Here is a 24414-nt window from a genome sequence, read left to right on the forward strand (position 1 = left end):
AAGCGTACCCTTTGTGACGATTCGGGCGGTATTATACCCCCCTGCAAATAAACCGAACGTAAACCAGACTTTGCCCATAGCGAAATCGCGCTATAGCATTAGGCTCAATTGACCATTTTGTCGTTGTTACAGGGAATACAGCATGCAGAACCGCCTTACGATTAAAGACATCGCGCGTTTAAGCGGCGTGGGGAAATCAACCGTCTCACGCGTGCTGAACAACGAAAGCGGCGTCAGCGAACGCACCCGCGAGCGCGTTGAGGCGGTCATGAATCAGCACGGTTTTTCCCCTTCCCGCTCCGCGCGCGCCATGCGCGGGCAGAGTGACAAAGTGGTCGCCATCATTGTCTCGCGTCTGGATTCTCTGTCTGAAAACCTCGCCGTGCAGACCATGCTGCCCGCCTTCTATGAGCAGGGATATGACCCGATCATGATGGAGAGCCAGTTCTCGCCACAGCTGGTGGAAGAACATCTGGGTATGCTCCAGCGACGCAACATTGACGGCGTGGTGCTGTTCGGCTTTACCGGCATCAAAGATGAGATGCTAAAACCCTGGCAGCCGTCGCTGGTGCTGCTGGCGCGCGATGCCCACGGTTTTGCCTCCGTCTGCTATGACGACGAGGGCGCGATTATCACCCTGATGCAGCGCCTGTTTGACGAAGGCCATCGCCACATCAGCTTCCTCGGCGTACCGCACGCGGACGTCACCACCGGCAAGCGCCGCCATGAGGCCTATCTGGCCTTTTGCAAAAAGCACAACCTCTCCGCCGTGGCCTCCCTGCCGGGGCTGGGCATGAAGCAGGGCTACGAGCAGGTCGCCAGCGTCCTGACGCCGCAAACCACCGCGCTGGTGTGCGCCACGGATACGCTGGCGCTGGGCGCGAGTAAATATCTTCAGGAGCAGCGTATCGATAACCTGCAGGTGGCGAGCGTCGGCAGCACGCCGCTGATGAAGTTTTTGCACCCGGAAATTATTACCGTCGACCCGGGTTATGCCGAGTCCGGCAGACAGGCCGCCGCGCAGCTGATCGAGCAGATCAACGGGCGCGCTGAGCCGCGTCAGATCGTTATTCCTGCCCACCTTTCTTAACCCCCGCTCAACGGTTTATTGTGATCTTCGCCCAATTTCGGGAACGTTCCCATTTTCGCCGTCACGCTGAAGGAGTAGGCTTGCGCTCAGGTCATTACCCCCCCTCACCATCTGTCATGAGGTTTCATGATGAGTAAAGTCAAACAAGCAGATATCGATCAGTTGATCGTCCTGGTCGGCGGCCGCGAAAACATCGCTACCGTCAGCCATTGCATTACCCGCCTGCGCTTCGTGCTGAACGATCCGGCCAAAGCCAACCCGAAGGCCATTGAAGAACTCTCCATGGTTAAAGGCTGCTTCACCAACGCCGGTCAGTTCCAGGTCGTGATTGGTACCGAAGTGGGCGATTACTATCAGGCTCTGCTGGCAACGACCGGGCACTCCTCCGCCGATAAAGAGCAGGCGAAGAAGGCCGCACGCCAGAACATGAAGTGGCACGAGCAACTGATTTCCCACTTTGCGGAGATCTTCTTCCCGCTGCTGCCAGCGCTGATCAGCGGAGGCTTGATCTTAGGCTTCCGTAACGTCATCGGCGACGTGCCGATGAGCGACGGCAAAACCCTGGCGCAGATGTATCCGGCGCTGAAAACCGTGTACGACTTCCTGTGGCTGATTGGCGAGGCGATCTTCTTCTATCTGCCGGTCGGGATCTGCTGGTCCGCCGTGCGCAAGATGGGCGGTACGCCGATCCTCGGTATCGTACTCGGCGTCACGCTGGTCTCTCCGCAGTTAATGAACGCTTACTTACTTGGTCAGCAGGTGCCTGAGGTGTGGAACTTCGGCCTGTTTACCATCGCCAAAGTGGGCTATCAGGCGCAGGTCATTCCGGCCCTGCTGGCGGGGCTGGCGCTGGGCTTTATTGAAACCCGACTGAAGCGCATCGTGCCGGATTACCTTTATCTGGTGGTGGTGCCGGTGTGCTCGCTGATTCTGGCGGTCTTCCTGGCGCATGCCTTTATCGGTCCGTTTGGCCGCATGATTGGCGACGGCGTGGCCTTCGCGGTGCGTCACCTGATGACCGGCAGCTTCGCCCCGATTGGCGCCGCGCTGTTTGGCTTCCTGTACGCCCCGCTGGTGATCACCGGCGTGCACCAGACCACGCTGGCCATTGATATGCAGATGATCCAGAGCCTCGGCGGCACGCCGGTCTGGCCGATTATCGCCCTGTCTAACATTGCTCAGGCGTCCGCGGTGACCGGCATCATCATCGTCAGCCGCAAGCACAACGAACGCGAGATCTCCGTTCCGGCGGCCATCTCCGCCTACCTCGGCGTCACCGAACCGGCGATGTACGGTATCAACCTGAAATACCGCTTCCCGATGCTCTGCGCGATGATCGGTTCCGGTCTGGCGGGCCTGGTGTGCGGACTGAATGGCGTAATGGCAAACGGGATTGGCGTCGGCGGCCTGCCGGGCATCCTCTCCATCCAGCCCGCTTACTGGCAGGTGTTCGCCCTGGCAATGGCCATCGCGATTATCGTCCCAATGGCGCTGACTACCGTGGTTTATCAGCGTAAGTTCCGTCAGGGCTCGCTGCAGATTGTTTAATCTCTCTCTTTCGGGGCGCAGTTGCGCCCCTTCGCATTTGCAGGAACACACTATGAATACCCTTCCTCACTGGTGGCAAAACGGCGTTATCTACCAGATTTACCCCAAGAGTTTCCAGGACACCACCGGCAGCGGCACCGGCGATTTACGCGGCGTGACGCAGCGTCTGGACTACCTGAAAACCCTCGGCATCGACGCCATCTGGCTGACGCCGTTTTATATCTCCCCGCAGGTGGATAACGGCTACGACGTGGCGAATTACACCGCCATCGACCCGGCGTACGGCACGCTGGATGATTTCGACGAACTGGTCGCCGAAGCGCACCAGCGCGGCATTCGCATCGTGCTGGATATGGTGTTCAACCACACCTCAACCCAGCACCCCTGGTTCCGCGAATCGCTGAACAAAGCGAGCCCGTACCGCCAGTTCTACATCTGGCGCGACGGCACGCCTGAGCAGTTGCCCAACAACTGGCGCTCCAAGTTTGGCGGCAACGCATGGCGCTGGCACGCGGAGAGCGAGCAGTATTACCTGCACCTGTTCGCGCCGGAGCAGGCGGACCTCAACTGGGAAAATCCGGCGGTGCGCGCCGAGCTGAAAAAGGTGTGCGAGTTCTGGGCCGACCGCGGCGTCGACGGCTTGCGTCTCGATGTCATTAACCTGATTTCGAAAGATCAGGATTTCCCGAATGACGAGACGGGTGACGGTCGCCGCTTCTACACTGACGGGCCGCGCATCCATGAATATCTGCAGGAGATGAGCCGCGACGTCTTTACCCCGCGCAACCTGATGACGGTAGGCGAGATGTCCTCCACCTCGCTGGAGAATTGCCAGCAGTATGCTTCTCTCGATGGCCGCGAGCTGTCGATGACCTTTAACTTCCACCACCTGAAGGTGGACTATCCCGGCGGCGAAAAGTGGACGAAGGCGAAGCCGGACTTCGTGGCGCTGAAAACCCTCTTCCGCCATTGGCAGCAGGGGATGCATAACAAAGCCTGGAACGCGCTGTTCTGGTGTAACCACGACCAGCCGCGCATCGTGTCGCGCTTCGGTGACGAAGGAGAATACCGGGTTCACGCCGCGAAAATGCTCGGCATGGTGCTGCACGGTATGCAGGGCACGCCGTATATCTATCAGGGCGAAGAGCTGGGGATGACGAACCCGCACTTCAGCCGCATCACCGATTACCGCGACGTGGAAAGCCTGAACATGTTCGCCGAACTGCGCGCCAACGGCCGCGATCCGGATGAATTACTGGCGATTCTGGCGAGTAAGTCCCGGGATAATGGTCGCACGCCAATGCAGTGGGACGCATCGCACAATGCGGGCTTTAGCGAGGGCGAACCGTGGATTGGCGTCTGCGATAACTACGAAACCGTGAACGCCCGCTCGGCGCTGGACGATGCGGATTCCGTCTTCTTTACCTACCAGTCGCTGATTAGCCTGCGCAAAACCCTGCCGGTGCTGACGTGGGGGGATTATGAGGATCTCCTGCCGGAACACCCTTCTCTTTGGTGCTACCGTCGCCAGTGGCAGGGACAGACCCTGATCGTTGCGGCGAACCTGAGTAATACGCCTCAGGAATGGCAGACAGACCTTCTCAGCGATAAGTTGCAGGTGTTGATGAGTAACTACCCGACACCGCAAACGACGTCGCTGCGTCCGTTTGAAGCCGTCTGGTGGTTGCAACAGTAACCGTCCTGCCGGGTGCAGCCCTGCACCCGGCTTACTTTACTGTTTTTGTTGAATAATTAATCAGATTTTTCTCTTCCACCTTTACAATCTCTGAAGCGCCCGTCGTTTGTACTCTCGTCTTTTTACTTTGTTCTGAATCAAATAAATCGCAAACATGTTTGATGCAAATCACTATATGTAGCACTTAAAATGCACGCCGACCCAACATCTTGTATTTATCGTCTACTATTCCAACAACAAGACGGCGCTTACGCTGGCCGGAATTGTGGATAACACGAGCTGGGAACGCGGGAAGTCTTTGGCCTGGCGGGAAATGCGTCCGGTGAATACTTCTCCACCTCTGTGGATAACCTGTTTTTAAAAATGGAGTGATCATGACACCGCATGTGATGAAACGTGATGGCTGTAAAGTGCCGTTTAAATCAGAGCGCATCCAGGAAGCCATTCTGCGTGCAGCTAAAGCAGCGGGAGTCGATGACGCAGATTACTGCGCCACCGTCGCAGAAGTCGTTAGCAGCCAGATGAATGAACGCAGCCAGGTCGATATTAACGAAATCCAGACCGCGGTTGAGAACCAGCTGATGGCAGGACCCTACAAGCAGCTGGCGCGCGCCTACATTGAGTACCGCCACGATCGCGACGTGCAGCGCGAGAAGCGCGGTCGTCTGAACCAGGAGATCCGTGGCCTGGTGGAGCAGACCAACTCCGCCCTGCTCAATGAAAACGCCAACAAAGACAGTAAAGTGATCCCCACCCAGCGCGATCTGCTGGCCGGTATCGTCGCCAAACACTATGCCCGCCAGCATCTGCTGCCGCGCGACGTGGTTTCGGCGCACGAGCGCGGCGAAATTCACTACCACGATCTCGACTATTCGCCGTTCTTCCCGATGTTCAACTGCATGCTGATCGACCTGAAAGGCATGCTGACCCACGGTTTTAAAATGGGCAACGCCGAGATTGAACCGCCTAAGTCAATCTCCACGGCCACCGCGGTCACGGCGCAGATTATCGCCCAGGTCGCCAGCCATATTTACGGCGGCACCACCATTAACCGTATTGATGAAGTGCTGGCTCCGTTCGTCACGGCAAGCTTCAATAAGCACCGTAAAACGGCTGACGAGTGGCACATTCCGGACGCTGACGGCTACGCGCACTCCCGCACCGAAAAAGAGTGCTACGACGCGTTCCAGTCGCTGGAATATGAGGTAAACACGCTACACACCGCCAACGGCCAGACGCCGTTTGTGACCTTCGGCTTTGGCCTGGGCACCAGCTGGGAATCGCGTCTGATCCAGCAGTCCATTCTGCGCAACCGTATTTCCGGCCTTGGCAAAAACCGCAAAACCGCGGTGTTCCCGAAACTGGTGTTCGCGATCCGCGACGGCCTGAACCACAAGTTTGGCGATCCAAACTACGACATCAAACAGCTGGCGCTGGAGTGCGCGAGCAAGCGCATGTATCCGGACATCCTGAACTACGATCAGGTGGTGAAGGTCACCGGTTCGTTTAAAACGCCAATGGGCTGCCGCAGCTTCCTCGGCGTGTACGAGGATGAAAACGGCGAGCAGATCCACGACGGGCGCAACAACCTCGGCGTGATCAGCCTCAACCTGCCGCGCATCGCGCTGGAAGCGAAAGGCAATGAAGACGCCTTCTGGGCGCTGCTGGACGAGCGCCTGCAGCTGGCGCGTAAGGCGCTGATGACCCGTATTGCCCGCCTGGAAGGGGTCAAAGCCCGCGTCGCGCCGATCCTCTATATGGAAGGGGCCTGTGGCGTGCGCCTGAAGGCGGACGATGACGTGTCTGAGATCTTCAAAAACGGTCGCGCGTCGATTTCGCTGGGCTATATCGGCATTCACGAAACCATCAACGCGCTGTTTGGCGATACGCACATGTACGACAGCGAAGCCCTGCGTGAGAAAGGCATCGCCATCGTTCAGCGCCTGCGCGACGCGGTAGACCAGTGGAAAGAGGAAACCGGCTACGGGTTCAGCCTGTACAGCACCCCAAGCGAGAACCTGTGCGACCGCTTCTGCCGTCTGGACACCGCCGAGTTCGGGATTGTGGAAGGTGTGACCGACAAAGGTTACTACACCAACAGCTTCCACCTCGATGTCGAGAAGAAGGTCAACCCGTACGACAAGATCGACTTCGAAGCGGCGTATCCGCCGATCGCCAGCGGCGGCTTCATCTGCTACGGCGAATACCCGAACATTCAGCACAACCTGAAGGCGCTGGAGGACGTGTGGGATTACAGCTACCAGCATGTGCCGTATTACGGGACCAACACGCCTATCGACGAGTGCTACGAATGCGGCTTTACCGGCGAGTTTGAATGTACGAGTAAAGGCTTTACCTGCCCGAAATGCGGCAACCACGATGCGGCCCGCGTCTCCGTGACTCGTCGCGTGTGCGGCTACCTCGGTAGCCCGGACGCACGTCCGTTTAACGCCGGCAAGCAGGAAGAGGTGAAGCGCCGCGTGAAGCATCTGGGGAATGGGCAGATCGGTTAATCCGCTGCCACGTTAATGCCCGGTAGCGCTGCGCTTACCGGGCCTACGGACCGCTCTCTTTTGTAGGCCGGGTAAGCGCAGCGCCACCCGGCGTGGTTATTCGCGATGAACTATCACCAGTACTACCCCGTCGACATCGTCAACGGCCCCGGCACCCGCTGCACCCTGTTCGTCTCAGGCTGCGTCCACGAATGCCCCGGCTGCTACAACAAAAGCACCTGGCGCCTGAATTCCGGCAAGCCGTTCACCGCGGAGATGGAAGATAAAATCATCAGCGACCTGAACGACACGCGCATTCACCGCCAGGGAATTTCGCTCTCCGGCGGTGACCCCCTGCATCCGCAAAACGTGCCGGATATATTGAAGCTGGTGAAGCGCATTCGCCGCGAGTGCTCGGGAAAAGATATCTGGGTCTGGACAGGCTACAAGCTGGATGAGCTGAACGCGCAGCAAATGGAAGTCGTGGATCTGATTAACGTGCTGGTCGACGGCAAGTTCATGCAGGATTTAAAAGACCCGGCGCTCATCTGGCGCGGCAGCAGCAACCAGGTTGTGCATCATTTGCGGTGAGCGTTAGAGCCGTTTGTTTGCGTCATGATAAGCGGCTGATTTCTCTCTTTTCCCAACGGCGATAACAAATACCGTTATAACGCTGTCCTGAACCTGATAAACCAGGCGATAGCCGGACGCCTTGAGTTTGATTTTGTAGCAATCCGGCAGCCCATGCAGGCGAGCGGATTCGACCCTCGGGTTTACCAACACCCCGGCAAGTTTCTTCTTAAATTGTTGTTTGACCGTATCCCCCAGCTTGCTCCACTCCTTTAACGCCCTCGGGTCAAATTCCAGTTCATAAGTCATCCAGACGAACCTTTATTCCCTTTTGTGGATTAGCCAGTCGCTCCCGGACTGTCTGTATCAGCGCATCTTCGCTGTCGCTAATGGTGACCGTTTTCACCGGCATGCGCCCCGTTTCAGCAATGTACTGAAACAGCAATCGCACCGCTTCCGTTGGGGTAATATTGAGTTTTTCCAGCACGGCATAAGCCTCGTTTTTGAGTTTGTCATCCAGACGGACATTTATCGTGGCCATTATGACTCCAGTAAAATCGAATGTGTAATGCAGTTTAGCATTACATGCGCATTACATCGAATTCTGGATAACGCCTCTCAAAAACGACTCAAACTCTCCATCGCCACCGCCTTAAATCCGGCAAAATCCTCGCAGCTACAGAGACGTGACATCGCCCGCTCGCGCAGGAAAGTGACGAAGATATCGTAAATCGCCATCGCCTCTTCGTATTCGCTTTTGCTGATGGCAAGCAGGAAGATGACGTGCGCGGTTTCGTCGCCCCACTGAACGCCGTGCGGGGCCAGCACGGTGTAGACCACCGTTTTCTGCGCCAGCAGGCCGAGGGAGTGCGGCAGCGCGATGCCGTCGCCGAGCATGGTGCTGACGATAGCTTCACGCTCAACAACCGAATCCAGAAACTCCGCGCCAACAAAGCCTTCGGCCTCAAGCTGTTCACACAGCTCGCGGAACAGCGTCTGCTGATCGATCGGCTTGTCGATAATGCGGAAGTGGGCCGCGTCGAAGTATTTATCCAGCATCCACGGGCGGGTGCGGTCCACCAGCACCAGTTTGCCAATCTGTTCTAACTGATAGTCGGTCGGGAATGGGGCGATCATCACCACCGGTTTTGACTTTTCGCTGACGCGGGCGGTGGCGATCACAAAGTCTTCGCCAATCGTTTCCGCCAGCTCGTACTCGCGCAGGGTGAGCGTGCGCGTCACCTCAATCTGCGGGTATTTACGCTGCAGCACCGCCTCAATCATGCGCACCATCGCGTTACCGGCGTCGCATACCAGCAGTACGCGCGGCTGACGCTGATAACCAATGTTGTAGTGGCGCTCCAGCCCGACGCCAATATGCAGCACCAGGAAACCAATCTCGTTTTCGCTGATCACATACGGCGTGTATTTGCCCCAGCTCGACACCGCGGCCAGCGTCATGTCCCACGCCATCGGGTAGTGCTGCTTGATGTTATCCAGCAGCGGATTGGGGATCATGATTTGATACCGCACGCGGGTGATCATGGTTTTAATATGCGTCAGCAGATCCGCGTGCAGCTGCGCGTCGCTAAGCAGGTTGTAGTTATAGTGGGTGTTGATGTAGCGCAGGATGTAGTTGACCAGCGCTTCATCGTCATCGGCATTAATCGCGCTGGGCGCGATCTCCTGGATCTGCCGCGCCGCAATGTGCACGCACAGCCAGCTCTCCTCCGACGGCGAAAGCGTTTTGCCCGCCAGCTGCTGGATGGTCACCGCGATATCCTTCGCCGCCTCGCGCACGTTCTCTTCCACGTCTTCGGCATGGAATTCCGGCAGCGGGTAACCTTCGCTGATGCGACGTACCGACACCGCGCAGTACAGGCGCAGGAACAACTCGCCTTCATCAGTCAGGCGAATGTGGTGACGCGTCAAGGCGTCGTGCAGCACCGGCACCATCTGCTCCGCCACGCCCGCATTCAGCGCCACGTCGGTCACCAGCGGGTTCAAGCTGTCCTGCTGCGCCAGCTCCCAGAGCAGATCGGTCAGGCACGCGCGGGTCGACATCTCGCTGCCAAACAGCTTCATCCCATGGCGCGGACGGGTTTCCAGCGTCAGGTTGTAACGATGAAACCACTCGCGTACCTCCGCCATGTCGCTTTGCAGCGTGGCACGGCTGACGAACCACTCGTCCGCCAGATCCTCCAGCTTAAGCGAAAATGCCGAGGTGAGAAAACGCACCACCAGATAATGCACGCGCTCCGGCCCGGTCCGTGGGATACGCAGCGCGCGCGGGTGGGATGCCTGAAGCTGCTGATAGCGCTCGGCATCCTCAATTTTGAGCTGGTAGCCGTTGCCCCGGCTCAGGATAAACTGCGCGCCGTGGCTGGCCAGCAGCGCGTTCAGGGCGGTGATATCCGCACGGACGGTTCGCGTGGAGACCGACAGCCGCTGCGCCAGCTCGTCCTGCGGCAGCGTCTCGTTTTGCAACAGATCGAAAAGTTGCGCTAAACGTTGGTTCGGAAATCGCACGTCGTTGTCCTCTAACAGCTTAAGGTGAAATGACCATCTGGGATGGGCTGCCGACCGGGGTATAGTCCGGTTCGAAGCTCAATTTCCCGTCCTGCGCCACGCGGAAACGGGTAATGTTGTCGCTGCGCTGGTTCATGACGTACAGCCAGCGTCCCTGCTTATCGAGCGTCAGGGTGCGGGGATAATCACCACGCGTCCACACGTCATCCTGATGCGTCAGCGTGCCCTCTGCTGTTACGGTAAAGTGCCCGATGCTGTTATGCAAACGGTTAGCCACATACAGCTGCCTGCCATCGGCGCTTAATGCGAGCCCGGCAGCAAAGCTGGTGCCTTTGTAACCTTCCGGCAGAGCAGAGACCGTTTTATCCTCTTTCAGGGTGCCGTTGGCGTTCACGGTATACCGGGTGAGCGTAGACGCCTCTTCGTTAATCAGCCACAGGGCATTGCCCTTCGGCGTAAAGACAAAGTGGCGCGGCCCGGCGCCTTTCGAGGAGGCGCTGATAAACGGCGGATCGTTCGGCGTCAGCTTTCCTGTACGATCGTCAAAACGGTACTGATAGATGCGATCCAGCCCAAGATCGGTGGAAAACACGTATTTCCCGCTCGGATCGGCGGCGATCATGTGCGCATGGGGGCCGTTATGATCGCTGATCGCGAAACTGCCCTCCGCAGCAGCTTCGGGCTTCGCCGCGCCCGGTTCGCCTTGATCCTGATGTTTGTCCGTGGCTTCACCCAGGCTGCCGTCTGCGTTGACGGGTAAAACGGCAATTGAGCCGCTGACATAGTTCGCCACCAGCAGATGCTGGCCGTTCGGCGTCAGGGAGAGATACACCGGCCCGGCACCGCCGGAGGCCACCTGATTGAGCTGGCTCAGCTCACCGTTATCGCCGACGCGCAGCGCCTGCACCACGCCCTGCTCCACTTCACTTGCCAGATACAGCGTTTTGCCGTCCTGTGAAAGGGTCAACTGCGCCGCATTCGGCAGTTTGCTCACCAGCGTTTTATCGTTCAGCGCGCCGGTTTGCGGGTTAACAGTAAAACGGTACAACCCTTCACCGTTCGGATTATAGGTACCCACCCAGGCATATTGCGTCTGGGCGACAGCGGCGGTGGCGAACATTGAGAGTGAAGCGACAAGCAAGGTACGGGTGTGCATGGTGGCTCCTGTATATATGTGAGTTCTACTTCACCAGCTTCTTCGTCATCGCCAGCAGGGTACGCACATCTTCCGGACGCGTATCACCACTGGCTTTGTCGATAATCGAGCTGTAGATATGCGGGATGATTTTGCTCACGCCCGCGTCGAGGGCGATCTGCAGGATCTCCTCATAGTTTTCCAGATCGATACCTCCGGTCGGCTCCAGCCAGAAGTCGTGACGGGCGCAGGCTTCCGCCACCGCTTTGTACTCGTCACGGCACTTCAGGCCGCCCATCGGGAAGTATTTGATAGAGCTGCCGCCGAAATCTTTCAGCAGGGCAATCGCCGTTTCAACCGGCACGATGCCGTCCGGCGCTGCGCTGCTCAGCGGGCCGGTGGAGATTTTAACCATCCCGACGGTGCCGGTCGGGGAGACCAGACCGTTGACCACGGACTCGTTCTGCCCCAGCAGCGCGCGGCTGGTAGCCACGCCGGTAAAGACCTGGTTGACGTGCTGCGGCTGCACCTGGCGAGAGATCTCGCTCACCATCGCCGACTGGTTCGGGTCGCCCGCGCCCAGGCCAACGGAGAGCGCGTTATCAATCAGCGCCGCGTACTCGCGCATATCCGCTACCGCGCTGGCCACGTCCGGGTAATTTTTGGAGAGCACGCCCACCAGCACATGACCTTCCGCCGCCTCGTAGATAGCGCTGGCGTTGGCCTTCGACCCTGCCAGCACGTTCAGACAGACGCGGTCACGGTAAAAGTTGGGGGTCAGTTTCATGCGTTTTTCTCCTGTCCTAACACTTCGCTAATGCGGCGGTACACGATGTTCAGCTGATCAGCATTCACGCTGCGCACATCCGCTTCGATAATCCCTTCGTTGGCCTTGTAGCCACGGAAGTAAATGGCGTATTCACCCTGCTTCAGCTTCGCCACCAGGTCACCCGTGCCGACGCCGGTGGTGGCTTCGTCAAATTTAATCTCGGTGCGGGCGATGTCGCGTCCGGCGCTGTCCCAGACCACGCGCGCGCTCACACCGTTCAGGGTGTTGAGCGCCTCGATAAACGGCGTCATTTTCGCCACCATCTCGGCGCCGCTCTCTTTGGTGGCCGTCAGATAGTGTTCGATGGCGCAGGTCAGGCCAAGAATGCCCTCTTTACCCACCTTCATGGCGCGGCCTATGCCCGCCGTCTGGCGTTTGACCCACTCAACGTACTGGGTTTTGCCGATCACCAGCCCGCTGGTTGGGCCTTCGATCGCCTTCGCGCCGCTGTAGATCACCAGGTCCGCGCCGGAGCGGTAGTAAACATGCAGATCTTCTTCCGCCGCGGCATCGACGATGAGCGGCAAGTCGTGTTTACGCGCGACAACGGCCGCCTGCTCGACGCTGAGCATGCTTTTCTGCACGCAGTGGTGAGATTTGATATAGAGGATCGCCGCCGTGCGCGGGGAGATCGCCGCCGCCAGCTGATCGGCGGAACATTCGTTGGCGTAGCCCGCCTCCACCAGCCTGCCGCCGCCCAGCGCGACCATGGTGCCCACCGGCGCGCCAAAGTTCACGTTGTGGCCTTTCGGCAGGACGATTTCGTTGTTCTCAATCGGGGTGATGTGCAGATTTTCCAGCAGCCAGTCGCTGTCTTTGACCAGCACCGCCGCAACGGACTGGGCAATGCCCGCCGACGCGCAGGAGACGACCGTCGCCCCTTCCACATCCAGCAGCTTCGCGATGTACTCCCCGGTTTTATTGACCAGATCCTTCATCTCGAAATAGTGATTCATACCGTCCATCGCCGCCTGCACCACCTCCGGGCGCGGCGTGGAGACACCCAGCGCCGTCATGCGGCCAGAGGTGTTGATAACCTGCTTTAAGCGGTACTTCTCATAAATCGAAGGCATTTTCTGTGCTCCCTTGTTCGGTCATGTAGCCCTTGCCCGCGCGGATCGCGGCAAGCGGCACCAGAATGTGTTCAGCCTGCAGGCTGTCGTTTTCGGCATCTGTCAGCACCGTCGGCTGACGTTTGAGGATGAATAGCGTCAGGTCGGCGTCGAGACCCGGCTGAATGCGGCCCTTGCGCGTCAGGCGCAGGCCGTCGGCGGCGTTCGCCGTGACGCAGTCAATCACCTGCGGCAATGACATGCCGATGGCGAGAAACTTCGACATCACGCTTGCCAGCGAGCCCACCGGGCCGTTGATGCGGTTGCGGCAGTAGATATCTGAGCTGATGGTGTGCGGCAGAATGCCCATCGCGATGGCGCGTTTTGCCACCTCAAAGCTAAAGCTCGCCGTGCCGTGCCCCACGTCCAGACGCACGCCGCGCTTCAGGGCAGAGGAAATGGAGGCGCGCAGCTCACCCGAGGGCGTCAGAATGCGGTTAGGCTTGCCGTTATAGCAGTGGGTAATGATGTCGCCCGAACTCAGGAGTTCGGCGATTTCGTCGAGATTTGGCGGGTTGTTGCCGATGTGCACCATCAGCGGCAGGTCGCCGTTCTCTTTCTGAATCGCTTTCGCGCGCTCCAGCGGCGTGATGCCGTTGTCACCGACCACGCTGCTGCTCATGCGCGCCTTCAGGCCGACGATAAAATCAGGGTGGCGCTTCACCGCCTGCTTCACCGCGTCGGCATCAACATTGGCCATATTGGCCAGCTCGTTCTGGGCAATCAGCCCCACGCGGGAGATGTTCAGCAGAGCAAAAACCTCGGTGGAGGCCTTGCGGGTGATCTCATAGAAATCATCCACGTCGTCGGCGCCGGTGCTGCCCGCGTCCACTACGGTGGTGACGCCGGTGGCAACGCCCACGCTGTCGGGTTCGTCGTGGTAAATCGGGGAATTCGGGTAGCAGTGTACGTGGGAGTCAATCCAGCCTGCGCTGACGAACACTTCACCGTTCAGCTCAACCGTTTTATGCGCGGGCGCGTTAATCTCGCCCAGCGCCGCGATTTTCCCGTCCTGAATGGCGATATCGGTCAGGGTATCGTCGGTGAGGCGCGCACGGCGCAGGAGTAAATCAAACATGAGGATCTCCTGATAAGGCGGGCGCCAGTGCGCCCGCGGGTATTAAAGGGCAACCGGGAACAGCCAGCCCAGAATCATCGCGCCGAGGATAGCGCCACCGGTAATCGGCTTCTGCCAGATGTAGAACAGCAGCGCGCCCACCAACGAGCCGACGCCGATTGGAATGGAGGCGGTCATGGCGCTGAGGATGATCAACGGCCCGAGGAAGCGGCCTGAGGCGTTGCCCGCGCCCATCATCACGTCTGCGCCGTAGGTGGAGTTGCTCTGGTTGATGGTGAACTTACGCGCCAGGATGATGACGTAGCCAATCGCCAGACCAATCACCAGGCCGGTGATCAGCGAAGCAATGAAGTTGGTCACCGGGAACATGATCCCCGCGCCCAGCAGCAGCGCCGGTACGCCGAGACCTACGCCGGTCTGGATCGCCCCGCCGATGTCGAGAATACCGACCAGCGACCCTTCGATAATACGGGCGAACAGGAAGCTCGCGCCAAACGCTGCCACCGCGCCGTAAACGCCGGTATCAATACCCGCTTTCAGCATCGCCACGAAGGCCACTTCGTTAAACGCGCCGATGCCGTAGAGGTAGTACATGTGCGTCCCGGCAAACACGCCGGAGGAGAGCAGGCCAACGAAGATCGGGAACGACCAGTCGGCATACCAAAAACCTTTATTCTGTTCCATTTAGAGGCTCCTGTTATTTACCGCTGAGCGAGTTGTGGATCATGTCGAGCCAGTTCGGCACGGTCAGATGGAAGGATTCGATCATCTTCATGTCGAAACCGCGGAAGAAGCCGCTCAGCACGAAGAGCAGCACGATAGCCGCCATCATCACTTTGGTGACGTGGTTCCAGCCGCTCTCTTCCACGCCTTTCCCGATCAGGATCCCCAGCACCAAGCCCGGTACGGCGTTGCCCATAATCAACTGCGCCGCGCCGCCGAAGATGGTGGCCCAGAAGCCCGATTTTTTACCCGCATCGATGGCTGCCAGCCAGAAGATCACCGGCATCACGGTGTTCACCAGCAGGTTCGCCGCCGGCACCAGCACCTTCACGGCGGTGACCTGAAGCGCAGCAGGAACGGAGGAGGCGGTCAGGTTAAGGAAGGTCACGACGATCATGCCGATCACGCCGCAGGCAATCGCCATTTTGCGGGGATCGTGCAGCGTTTCGCCGACGTTACGGTTTTTGATCATCAGTGCAGCCGCACCCCAGTTCGGGATGATGCGGTGGTCAACGTCCTGTGTGAAAGCCCCTGCGGCCACGGAAGAGGCCCAGGCGTTAAAGAAGAAACCTAACCCAAAGGAGAAGTGGGACGCCGGATCCCCTTCACAGGAGTTCAGTTCCCCCAACGTACGAAACGCGCCCATACCCTGAGTGGTAGGCGCATGAAACATGCGTGCAGCCCCGGCGCCCACACCGACGCCAACCAGGCCGCCAATGATGAGCGATTTTATTAATATAATTAAGAACATCAGTCTGCCCTTTTATGAATAATCAGCGTTGCGTGACAAAATCCACCTGGTCGAGATTGATGGCTGTCACGTTGACGGTCACATCCAGCTCCACGCTGTAGGTGCGTCTTTCCCGGCGCAGAAAGAAGAACAGAAACGCTTCTTTACGCACCGCTTCTTGCGCCTGAACGACCTGCACATCCTGTGGCTCAATACGCAGTAAGATATGCGGTGAGGCTTTCATCACCGCGGCCTGAACGTGGTTGAGCGCGTCAGCAAAGGCGCGCGCTTTGGCGTCGCCCTTCCCCTTCACTCTCACCGTGGTTGTGAACTGTTCTTTCATGCTTATGCGCCGTATTTCTTCTGCCACGCCTGTACCAGACGCTCGCCAAGCTCTTCTTTATCCATAAAGCCAAAGCCCAGCACGTTGCAGCCTTCGTTGATGGCGGTCACGCCCTCTTCCACGGAACGCATGCCGTATTTGGCTTTGTAGCCATACTTGGTCTGGGCGGTGATGGCACCCGCGCCGCCGCTGCCGCAGAAGGAGATGCCGAAGGTGGCGTTTTCCGCTTTCATTACGTCGCCCAGCTTCATGTCTGCCGCCATGCCCGGTACGACAACCGCGCGTCCACCTGCTTTTTCCACACCGGCAGCCACTTTCTGACCTTTACCCAGGCGATCGCCAATCACGACTGTAATCTGTTCCATGTGTTGCTCCTTAAAGGTTGTCTTTTGCGACTTCAAAGTGAACGGAGAGCAGCCAGGCTTCTTCATCAGGAAGGTTGCCAAACTGCGCGACCACTTCACGGGCAAGCCGCATTGAATCCGGTGAAATTTCGTCAAACAGCTCTGCTTCAACCTCCGGCAGCGGCTCGCCGGTCACGGACCGGTGCGCCATGGCGCGCACGTGGGAGGTGAGCATCTGCTCCTGTACTGCATTGGGGATGATGTTGTTCCGGGCCAGCAGGGCATAGACCTGCTGCAGCATGGTGTTTGCGAGTTGATCTGTTTGCACCGCCTGTTCCCCAACGTCGTTCATTACCGCTCCGTTAATCACTGGTCTTACCCCGTTAATGGCTCTGGATTAAAACTAACGGTGGGAGGGACGGGTTTGTAGCGAGTTGTTTTCCACTTCGAAGTGGAAAGGCGAGCCGCAGCAGTGATCTGTGCCACATAAATGCGCCGAATCTGGATAAATCGATGTATTCACGTGATGAATATCACGCTATTACGCGGGAACGAACGGGTAAGCAGAGTGGAAAAGATTCCGAGCAGGCTCGTAGAAATGTGACGTGGATAAGGTTTTCTTATGGGGATTGGGTAGAGTGGCGGCGGGTGCTTGAGACTGACCGTCTCAGGCATGGGACGGAAAGTGGAAAGCCCCGCCTGATAGAAAATCAGGGCGGGGGCTCGAAACGACACGTCACGACCGTGGAGTTCGCTACCTCGCCCGCTTTAAAGCAAGGAGGCATCCATGAAACGCAGAAACCCAAGTATCGGGGTTTTGATGATTATTGCTTTGACAATAATCATCTTAACGCTAGTGACGAGGAAAACACTGTGCGAAATCCGTTTTCGAAACGGCTCGCTTGAAGTGACAGCGCGGATGGATTGTCGCTCCGGCCAGTAGGGAGCAAGGATGCGGGGGCGCGTCATGCGCCTCCGCATACGGGGAAGGACGTACAGCTCAGGCACCCAATTAACGATACTTTTTGTGATAAGTATTGCGCGTGGTCACAAACTGCTCGGCCGCCGCCTGGGCTTCTTTCACTTTGCCTTCGTTAGCGAGCTTCAGCGCGCCGTCGATCTGGCCGACCAGCACGTCAAAGCCGTGGCGGTAGTCTTTCATCTCTGCACTGTCTGCCGCTTTGCTTTCCAGCTTTGGCGGCGTCGCTTTTTGGGCGTCCAGCGCCGCTTCACGCATTTTGGTCAGCGCGTCTTTCATTTCCGCCGCATTGTCGGTTTTCTGCACCACCTTCAGGTTTTGACCGAGGATGCCCATGTCGTCTTCAAGATCGGCAGCAAACGCAGAAGAGCCAAGAACCAGCGTTGAAGCTGCGACGATCGCTAACAGATGTTTACGCATTGCTCACTTCCTTTTTTATTATTAACAAAACGCTATCTCTATTGTCCGGCGATTTTCATTTCCGGAAGTAATACAGAACCACACTGTATATTGCTGCGTGTTTCAATATCGTTACCGACCGTAACGATATTGCGCCACATATCCTTCAGATTGCCAGCGATGGTAATTTCGCTCACCGGATACTGGATTTCACCGTTTTCCACCCAGAAGCCCGCCGCACCGCGAGAGTAGTCTCCGGTGATGCCGCTGACGCCCTGCCCCATCAGCTCGGTCACCACCAGACCGGTGCCCATCTCCTTCAGCATCTGCTCAAAGTTGAGGCCCTGCCCGGCAATGCGCCAGTTGTGAATGCCGCCCGCGTGCCCGGTGCTTTTCAGCCCCAGCTTGCGCGCAGAGTAGTTGGTCAGCAGCCACTGGGTCAGCACGCCGTCTTTGACAATGTCACGACGCTCGGTGCGCACGCCTTCGCTGTCGAACGGCGTGGAGGCCAGCCCTTTCAGCAGGTGCGGATGTTCTTCGATGGTCAGCCATTCCGGCAGGATCTGCTTGCCCAGCGAGTCGAGCAGGAAGGTTGATTTACGGTAAACGGAGCCGCCCGCAATCGCCCCCACCAGATGGCCAAACAGACCGGTCGCCACTTCATTGGCAAAAATCACCGGCGCTTTCATGGTGGAGAGTTTACGCGGCGACAGGCGAGACAGCGTGCGTTCGGCGCACTCTTTGCCTACCCACTCCGGAGACTGCAAATCCCCCAGCGCGCGGCCAATGGTGTAGGCGTAGTCACGCTCCATGTCACCGTTCTCTTCGGCGATGACGCAACTGGAGAGCGAGTGGCGGGTAGAGCAGTAGCCCTGCAGCATGCCGTGGCTGTTGCCAAAGACTTTGATGCCGTAGTGGCTATTAAAGCTGCCGCCTTCGGTATTGGTGATGCGCTTGTCGGCCTGCAGAGATGCCTGCTCGGCGCGAGCAGCCAGTTCAATGGCTTCGTCCGGGGTCACTTCCGCCGGGTGGAACAGATCGAGATCCGGCGCATCAAACGCCAGCAGGTCTTTATCTGCGACGCCGGCGTAAGGGTCCGGCGAGGTGTAACGGGCGATATCCAGCGCGGCCTGCACCGTACGGGCGATGGCATCCGGACTGAGATCGGTGGATGACGCACTGCCTTTGCGATTCTGGTGATATACCGTGATACCCAGCGCGCCGTCGCTGTTGAATTCGACATTCTCCACTTCGCCATAGCGGGTGCTCACGCTAATGCCGGTGGTTTTGCTGACCGCCACTTCGGCGCCATCTGATTTTTCTGAAGCAAGCATCAGCGCGGTGGAGACGGCTTCTTCCAGAATCTTACGCTGCGCTTCAACTTGTGAGGTTACTTTCATCGCAAATGCCATACTGTAAGAGAGAGTTAACTGAAGTCTAACAGAGAACCGTTTTTCAGTGCGCGTCTTAACTGGTAACATTAGCCTCTTTTTTTAAGGAGCCTGACATGACTAAGCAGCCCGAAGACTGGCTCGACGACGTTCCCGGTGATGACATCGAAGACGAAGATGATGAGATCATCTGGGTCAGTAAAAGTGAAATTAAACGTGACGCCGAAGAGTTAAAACAGCTTGGCGCGGAAATGGTAGAACTGGGTAAAAACGCGCTGGATAAGATCCCGCTCGACCAGGATCTGCGCGATGCCATTGAACTGGCACAGAAAATCAAAAAAGAAGGCCGTCGTCGCCAGCTTCAGCTTATCGGGAAAATGCTGCGTCAGCGCGATGTTGATCCGATCCGCCAGGCGCTGGACAAGCTGAAAAACCGCCACAACCAGCAGGTTGCGCTGTTCCACAAGCTGGAGCAGATCCGCGATCGTCTGATTGAACAGGGTGATGACGCCGTACCGGAAGTGCTGAACCTGTGGCCGGATGCCGACCGCCAGCAGCTGCGTTCCTTGATCCGCAACGCGAAGAAAGAGAAAGAAGGGAATAAGCCGCCGAAGTCTGCGCGCCTGATTTTCCAGTATCTGCGCGAGTTGTCTGAGAACGAAGAGTAATGCGTTCCCCTCACCCCGGAGGGGCGAGGGGGAAAAGAACGTAGGCCCGGTAAGCGCAAGCGCCACCGGGCTTTTTTTTACGCCTCGGCGGCCGCTTCCGCTTTCTTCGCCAGCCCGTCCAGCAGCTTCTGATGGATCCCACCAAAACCGCCGTTGCTCATCACCAGAATATGGTCGCCAGGCTGAGCGGCTTTCACCACCATATCCGCGAGCGCATCCACATCTGCGCTCCAGTGTGCCGGCTGAATGCAGGCATCGGCCACTTCCGCGACCTGCCACGGAATATGCTGCGGCTGCAGCAGGAAGACTTCATCGGCACGTCCTAACGACGGCGCGAGATCGTCTTTGCAGATGCCCATCTTCATGGTGTTCGAGCGTGGTTCCAGGACCGCCAGAATGCGCGCGGTACCGCCAACTTTGCCACGCAGGGCGGCAAGCGTGGCCAGAATGGCCGTTGGGTGGTGCGCGAAATCGTCATACACGGTGACGCCGTGGGCTTCACCGCGCAGTTCCAGACGGCGGCGGGCATTGATAAACGAGCCCAGCGCATTCGCCGCATCCGCAGGCTGAACGCCCACGTGACGCGCTGCGGCAATCGCCATCAGGCCGTTGTGCATATTGTGTTCGCCCACCAGGCCCCACTTCACCTCACCCACTTTTTCACTGTCGAGCAGCACTTCCCACTCGGAGGCATCGGCATTGAGTTTCTTCGCCTGCCAGTGGCCCTGCTCACCCACCAGCTCCTGCTCGCTCCAGCAGCCCATTGCCAGGGTCTGCTTCAGGTTAATGTCGTTTTCCGGCAGGATGATGCGGCCCTGGCCTGGAACAATGCGCACCAGGTGGTGGAACTGTTTCTGAATGGCCTTCAGGTCGTCAAAAATATCCGCGTGGTCAAACTCAAGGTTATTGAGGATCAGCGTGCGCGGGCAGTAATGCACGAACTTAGAGCGCTTGTCGAAGAACGCGCAGTCATACTCGTCGGCTTCGATCACAAAGAACGGGCTGTCCCCCAGGCGCGCAGAAACGTCAAAGTTGCCCGGTACGCCGCCGATGACGAAGCCCGGCTTATAGCCACAGGCTTCGAGGATCCAGGTCGCCATGCCCGCGGTAGTCGTTTTGCCGTGGGTACCGGCAACGGCAACTACCCAGCGGTCACGCAGGACGAAGTCATGCAGCCACTGCGGGCCGGACATGAACGGGATATTGCGTTCCAGTACCGCCTCAACGCACGGGTTGCCGCGGGTCATGGCGTTGCCAATGATCACCAGATCCGGCTCAGGATCCAGCTGGCTGGCATCGTAGCCCTGAATTAAAGCGATGCCCTGTTTCTCCAGAAGTGTGCTCATTGGCGGATACACATTGGCGTCCGAACCTGTCACCTCATGGCCCAGCGAGCGCGCCAGCATTGCCAGTCCGCCCATGAAAGTGCCACAAATCCCCAATATATGAATGCGCATACGTCACTATCCTTCTTCAATGTGGCGCACATTTTACTCACATGTCAGCGGGTGTGAAACGCATTTCAGGAAAATCCGTATCCTGCTGGCGCGATTCACCTCTGCGCTACTATTTGAATATTTGTTAAGATTGTTGGGCTTTAGTCGTTTTAGTGAACATACAATCGCTCTACTCACAAAGATGCAGGGAAAGTGTTATGAAAACGTTAGGTGAATTTATTGTCGAAAAGCAGCACGAGTTCTCTCATGCTACCGGTGAACTCACTGCTTTGCTGTCGGCAATAAAGCTGGGCGCTAAGATCATCCACCGTGATATCAACAAGGCCGGTCTGGTCGATATCCTGGGTGCCAGCGGTGCCGAGAACGTTCAGGGCGAGGTTCAGCAGAAACTCGATCTGTTCGCAAATGAAAAACTGAAAGCTGCACTGCGCGCGCGCGACATCGTTGCGGGTATCGCCTCCGAAGAAGAAGATGAAATTGTTGTTTTCGAAGGGTGTGAACACGCGAAATACGTTGTTCTGATGGATCCGCTCGACGGCTCCTCCAACATCGACGTTAACGTTTCTGTCGGTACCATTTTCTCCATCTACCGCCGCGTCACGCCTGTTGGCACGCCGGTGACCGAAGAAGATTTCCTGCAACCGGGCATTAATCAGGTTGCTGCCGGTTACGTGGTTTATGGCTCCTCCACCATGCTGGTGTACACCACCGGGTGCGGAGTGCACGCCTTTACGTACGATCCTTCCCTGGGCGTTTTCTGTCTGAGCCAGGAACGCATGCGCTTCCCGGAGAAGGGTAACACCTACTCCATCAACGAAGGCAACTACATCCGCTTCCCGAACGGCGTGAAGAAGTACATCAAATTCTGCCAGGAAGAAGATAAAGCGACGCAGCGCCCGTACACATCCCGCTATATTGGCTCTCTGGTCGCGGATTTCCACCGTAACCTGCTGAAAGGCGGCATCTATCTCTACCCAAGCACCGCCAGCCACCCGGACGGGAAACTGCGTCTGCTGTACGAATGCAACCCGATGGCGTTCCTGGCCGAACAGGCGGGCGGCAAGGCAAGCGACGGTAAAGAGCGTATTCTGGAGATCGTGCCGGAAAGCCTTCACCAGCGCCGTTCATTCTTCGTCGGCAACAACCACATGGTTGAAGACGTCGAACGTTTCATCCGTGAGTACCCGGACGCGTAATCCCTCTCTTCAGGGGAGCCGATCCGGCTCCCCTGGTCATTTATATATTTTACCGTATAAGTGTTTATAAAAAACATGCTTTAATCTTCGCCACTGCTCCTGCATTATTTCCATAACAGTTTGACAGATATTTCGTGGAGCAGAATCGCAATGAAAAATTATTCCCGTGCTAATACCGGTATTGATTTAAATCTTATCCCTGTATTTATTGAAATCGTCCGCTGCGGCAGCATGGCAAAGGCCTCTTTGCGTCTGGAGATGTCCCGTCCTGCGGTGAGTCTGGCATTAAAGCGTTTTAATCAACTCTTTGATGAGCCGTTATTTTTCCGTAAAGGTTTATATCTTGAACCGACTGAAAAAGCGTTAGCCTTAACCAGCTCACTGGAAATATTAATGGGTGAAATTCACGATAATATCGGGGCGCTTAATTCCGGAAGGAATAAAACCCCGACACAGAACGTACCGGGGCTGGGTAATATTATGCCGCGTTCTGAGTCGTCACTTTGAATGATGACATGGCTTCCATCAGCTGACGCGACTGCTCCTCAAGGGAGCGGGTCGCGGCAGAGGATTGCTGCACCAGCGCCGCATTCTGCTGCGCGGTTTCGTCCATCTGGTTCACCGCAATATTCACCTGCTCAATGCCGCGGCTCTGCTCATGAGACGCGGTCGCAATCTCACGCATCAGTTTGGTCATACGCAGCACTTCGGTTGCAATCTCGTCCATCGTTTCGCCAGCCTGCTGGGCCAGCTCGCTGCCCTCGTTAACGTGGGTCTGCGAGTCGCCGATAAGCGTTCGAATCTCTTTCGCCGCGTCAGCGCTGCGGCTGGCCAGGTTGCGCACCTCGCCCGCGACGACGGCAAAACCGCGCCCCTGCTCGCCCGCACGCGCCGCTTCCACGGAGGCGTTAAGCGCCAGAATATTGGTCTGGAAGGCAATGCCGTCGATCACGCTCAGGATGTCAGCGATACGCGCCGAACTGCCGGAGATATCGCGCATTTTTTCAATCACGTAGCAGACCATTTCACTGCCGTGATCGGCCGTGTCGGACACCGATTTCGCCAGTTGGTGCGCCTGCTCGGCGTTATCGGCGTTGAGCTTCACCGTGGCGGTGATCTGTTCCATGCTGGCCGCCGTCTGCTCCAGCGATGTGGCGGTGGATTCCGTACGCTCGGCGAGATCGCGGTTTCCCAGCGTCAGCTCGCGGCTGCCGGTGTCAATCTGCGCGCTGGCATCGCGTACCCGCAGAACCGAGTTCATCAGCGACTGACGCATCTCCTCTATCACCGCGTTAAGGCGGTTAAACTCCTGGCTCGCGGGCGCAGCCAGCGTATGGGTTAAATCACCCGCTGCCACATTCTCCAGTTGAGCAATCGACGCCGAGAGCGGCTTGAGCAGCATATGGCGCAGCGCCAGCCAGGCCAGCACAATAATGCCCGCCGTCAGCAGCGCTGCGACGATAATCAGGATCAGGACGTGGGTTTTGCTCGCCTGCACGGCATTCACTTCCGCCAGACCTCGCGCTTCGCTCCATTTCTGAAACGCCTGCATGTCATTATCGAACGTTGACGCCAGCGGGATCAGCGTCTTCTCCAGCAGATCGTAATACCCGTCCGCGCTCTGGTCATTGAGGGTTCTCAGCATCGGGTTGATCCCCTGCTGGGTATACGCCCCCAGGCTGGTCGCCACCTTATTGAGCAGCTGTTGCCCCTGCTCGTCAGCCACGCCGCCGTCGATCACGCCCTTCAGCGTTTTCTGGGCCAGGGCGACTTCCTGGTTGATGTTTTTTACCGCGTTGGCCGCATCGTCCAGCATGCCGATTTCCATCATGCGGACGGCCTGACCCGCTTCATTGCGCGCGCGCAGGATCAGCGTATAGCCTGAATTAAGCTGCACCATTTGCTCACCCTGAAGGTGATTAATACGCTGCAGCGAAGAAGAACTCTGTGTGAGGGCATAAATGCCAATGCCGCTGACAATCAGCAGCAGAAGGGTCATAACGGCCAGTAAAGAGAGCAAGCCGGTACGAATCGATAGCGTTTTCAGCATGATATTATTTCCGGTAGCGAGATATTTCTGGGCATAAAAAAAGAGTATCGGCCGC

At 57.6% G+C, this 24414-nt stretch carries 25 protein-coding genes; 9 read left to right on the top strand and 16 right to left on the bottom strand.

All coding sequences use genetic code 11. The annotated features are described in order from the left end of the window. Positions 1-142: 142 nt before the first annotated feature. From treR to nrdG, 5 genes are all read left to right on the top strand, one after another. Positions 143-1090, top strand: coding sequence for a trehalose operon repressor TreR (treR, locus tag F3J31_RS16580; RefSeq protein ID WP_032651468.1), 948 nt, complete (start codon positions 143-145; stop codon positions 1088-1090). A gap of 129 nt (positions 1091-1219) precedes the next feature. Further along, positions 1220-2638 carry a PTS trehalose transporter subunit IIBC gene (treB, locus tag F3J31_RS16585; RefSeq protein ID WP_023310193.1) on the top strand — a complete coding sequence of 473 codons (1419 nt, stop codon included), beginning with the start codon at positions 1220-1222 and terminating at the stop codon, positions 2636-2638. 52 nt (positions 2639-2690) lie between these two features. Next, complete coding sequence (treC, locus tag F3J31_RS16590) at positions 2691-4334, top strand: alpha,alpha-phosphotrehalase (protein ID WP_167214226.1); 1644 nt, start codon at positions 2691-2693, stop codon at positions 4332-4334. A gap of 374 nt (positions 4335-4708) precedes the next feature. Further along, entirely contained in the window at positions 4709-6847 is a 2139-nt protein-coding gene (gene nrdD / locus F3J31_RS16595; protein WP_063622677.1) for an anaerobic ribonucleoside-triphosphate reductase, read from the top strand. A gap of 105 nt (positions 6848-6952) precedes the next feature. After that, positions 6953-7417, top strand: coding sequence for an anaerobic ribonucleoside-triphosphate reductase-activating protein (nrdG, locus tag F3J31_RS16600; protein WP_104949533.1), 465 nt, complete (start codon positions 6953-6955; stop codon positions 7415-7417). Between the two features lie 3 nt (positions 7418-7420). On the opposite strand, the gene F3J31_RS16605 is transcribed toward nrdG, so the two are convergent. The 12 genes from F3J31_RS16605 to F3J31_RS16660 all read right to left on the bottom strand — a co-directional run bounded on the left by F3J31_RS16605 (position 7421) and on the right by F3J31_RS16660 (position 16589). Beyond that, a complete protein-coding gene (locus F3J31_RS16605; RefSeq protein ID WP_167214229.1) occupies positions 7421-7705 on the bottom strand; it encodes a type II toxin-antitoxin system RelE/ParE family toxin in 285 nt (94 codons plus the stop codon). Then, positions 7695-7937, bottom strand: coding sequence for a type II toxin-antitoxin system RelB/DinJ family antitoxin (locus F3J31_RS16610; RefSeq protein ID WP_167214232.1), 243 nt, complete (start codon positions 7935-7937; stop codon positions 7695-7697). Before F3J31_RS16610 ends, F3J31_RS16605 begins: the two co-directional genes overlap by 11 nt. A 77-nt stretch (positions 7938-8014) precedes the next feature. Further along, complete coding sequence (locus tag F3J31_RS16615; RefSeq protein WP_048225373.1) at positions 8015-9925, bottom strand: PRD domain-containing protein; 1911 nt, start codon at positions 9923-9925, stop codon at positions 8015-8017. A 19-nt stretch (positions 9926-9944) separates the two neighbouring features. Continuing rightward, positions 9945-11081: a lactonase family protein gene (locus tag F3J31_RS16620; RefSeq protein ID WP_167214235.1), complete on the bottom strand. Its 1137-nt coding sequence runs from the start codon at positions 11079-11081 to the stop codon at positions 9945-9947. Between the two features lie 25 nt (positions 11082-11106). Continuing rightward, positions 11107-11847, bottom strand: a complete 741-nt coding sequence (locus F3J31_RS16625) for a KDGP aldolase family protein (RefSeq protein WP_024907273.1) — start codon at positions 11845-11847, stop codon at positions 11107-11109. Next, complete coding sequence (locus tag F3J31_RS16630; protein WP_167214238.1) at positions 11844-12962, bottom strand: DgaE family pyridoxal phosphate-dependent ammonia lyase; 1119 nt, start codon at positions 12960-12962, stop codon at positions 11844-11846. Before F3J31_RS16630 ends, F3J31_RS16625 begins: the two co-directional genes overlap by 4 nt. Beyond that, positions 12946-14079, bottom strand: coding sequence for an amidohydrolase/deacetylase family metallohydrolase (locus F3J31_RS16635; protein ID WP_167214241.1), 1134 nt, complete (start codon positions 14077-14079; stop codon positions 12946-12948). The genes F3J31_RS16630 and F3J31_RS16635 overlap by 17 nt, the downstream gene beginning before the upstream one ends. Positions 14080-14121: 42 nt before the next feature. Continuing rightward, complete coding sequence (locus F3J31_RS16640) at positions 14122-14763, bottom strand: DUF4310 family protein (protein WP_003856081.1); 642 nt, start codon at positions 14761-14763, stop codon at positions 14122-14124. Between the two features lie 13 nt (positions 14764-14776). Further along, positions 14777-15553, bottom strand: a complete 777-nt coding sequence (locus F3J31_RS16645; protein WP_008501408.1) for a DUF4311 domain-containing protein — start codon at positions 15551-15553, stop codon at positions 14777-14779. A 22-nt stretch (positions 15554-15575) separates the two neighbouring features. Then, complete coding sequence (locus F3J31_RS16650) at positions 15576-15875, bottom strand: DUF4312 family protein (protein WP_006810338.1); 300 nt, start codon at positions 15873-15875, stop codon at positions 15576-15578. 2 nt (positions 15876-15877) lie between these two features. Then, a complete protein-coding gene (locus F3J31_RS16655) occupies positions 15878-16240 on the bottom strand; it encodes an SFCGS family glycine-rich protein (RefSeq protein ID WP_023293430.1) in 363 nt (120 codons plus the stop codon). A 10-nt stretch (positions 16241-16250) separates the two neighbouring features. Continuing rightward, positions 16251-16589, bottom strand: coding sequence for a glycine dehydrogenase (locus F3J31_RS16660; RefSeq protein ID WP_086374949.1), 339 nt, complete (start codon positions 16587-16589; stop codon positions 16251-16253). A gap of 417 nt (positions 16590-17006) precedes the next feature. On the opposite strand from F3J31_RS16660, the gene F3J31_RS16665 reads away from it, so the two are divergent. Continuing rightward, positions 17007-17162 (top strand): Hok/Gef family protein, encoded by a 156-nt coding sequence (locus tag F3J31_RS16665; RefSeq protein ID WP_072061332.1) that lies wholly within the window; start codon positions 17007-17009, stop codon positions 17160-17162. Positions 17163-17231: 69 nt separating this feature from the next. Here the strand turns inward: F3J31_RS16665 and cybC are convergent, their stop codons facing one another. Together cybC and pmbA are read right to left on the bottom strand one after the other, a co-directional pair. After that, a complete protein-coding gene (cybC, locus tag F3J31_RS16670; protein WP_008501412.1) occupies positions 17232-17618 on the bottom strand; it encodes a cytochrome b562 in 387 nt (128 codons plus the stop codon). 38 nt (positions 17619-17656) lie between these two features. Further along, positions 17657-19009, bottom strand: a complete 1353-nt coding sequence (gene pmbA / locus F3J31_RS16675) for a metalloprotease PmbA (protein ID WP_032643854.1) — start codon at positions 19007-19009, stop codon at positions 17657-17659. A 95-nt stretch (positions 19010-19104) separates the two neighbouring features. Between pmbA and yjgA the strand changes: the two genes are divergently transcribed. Beyond that, positions 19105-19656, top strand: a complete 552-nt coding sequence (gene yjgA, locus F3J31_RS16680; RefSeq protein WP_008501414.1) for a ribosome biogenesis factor YjgA — start codon at positions 19105-19107, stop codon at positions 19654-19656. Positions 19657-19733: 77 nt separating this feature from the next. Here the strand turns inward: yjgA and mpl are convergent, their stop codons facing one another. Continuing rightward, positions 19734-21113, bottom strand: coding sequence for a UDP-N-acetylmuramate:L-alanyl-gamma-D-glutamyl-meso-diaminopimelate ligase (gene mpl, locus F3J31_RS16685; protein WP_167214244.1), 1380 nt, complete (start codon positions 21111-21113; stop codon positions 19734-19736). A 197-nt stretch (positions 21114-21310) separates the two neighbouring features. On the opposite strand from mpl, the gene fbp reads away from it, so the two are divergent. Together fbp and F3J31_RS16695 are read left to right on the top strand one after the other, a co-directional pair. Then, positions 21311-22309, top strand: coding sequence for a class 1 fructose-bisphosphatase (fbp, locus tag F3J31_RS16690; RefSeq protein ID WP_008501416.1), 999 nt, complete (start codon positions 21311-21313; stop codon positions 22307-22309). A gap of 150 nt (positions 22310-22459) precedes the next feature. Then, positions 22460-22816: a LysR family transcriptional regulator gene (locus F3J31_RS16695; RefSeq protein ID WP_167214247.1), complete on the top strand. Its 357-nt coding sequence runs from the start codon at positions 22460-22462 to the stop codon at positions 22814-22816. On the opposite strand, the gene F3J31_RS16700 is transcribed toward F3J31_RS16695, so the two are convergent. Then, entirely contained in the window at positions 22788-24359 is a 1572-nt protein-coding gene (locus F3J31_RS16700; RefSeq protein ID WP_167214250.1) for a methyl-accepting chemotaxis protein, read from the bottom strand. The two genes, F3J31_RS16695 and F3J31_RS16700, sit on opposite strands and share 29 nt — an antisense overlap. Positions 24360-24414: the final 55 nt, after the last annotated feature.

Source organism: Enterobacter sp. Acro-832 (genome assembly GCF_011752745.1).
Taxonomy (GTDB): domain Bacteria; phylum Pseudomonadota; class Gammaproteobacteria; order Enterobacterales; family Enterobacteriaceae; genus Enterobacter; species Enterobacter quasiroggenkampii.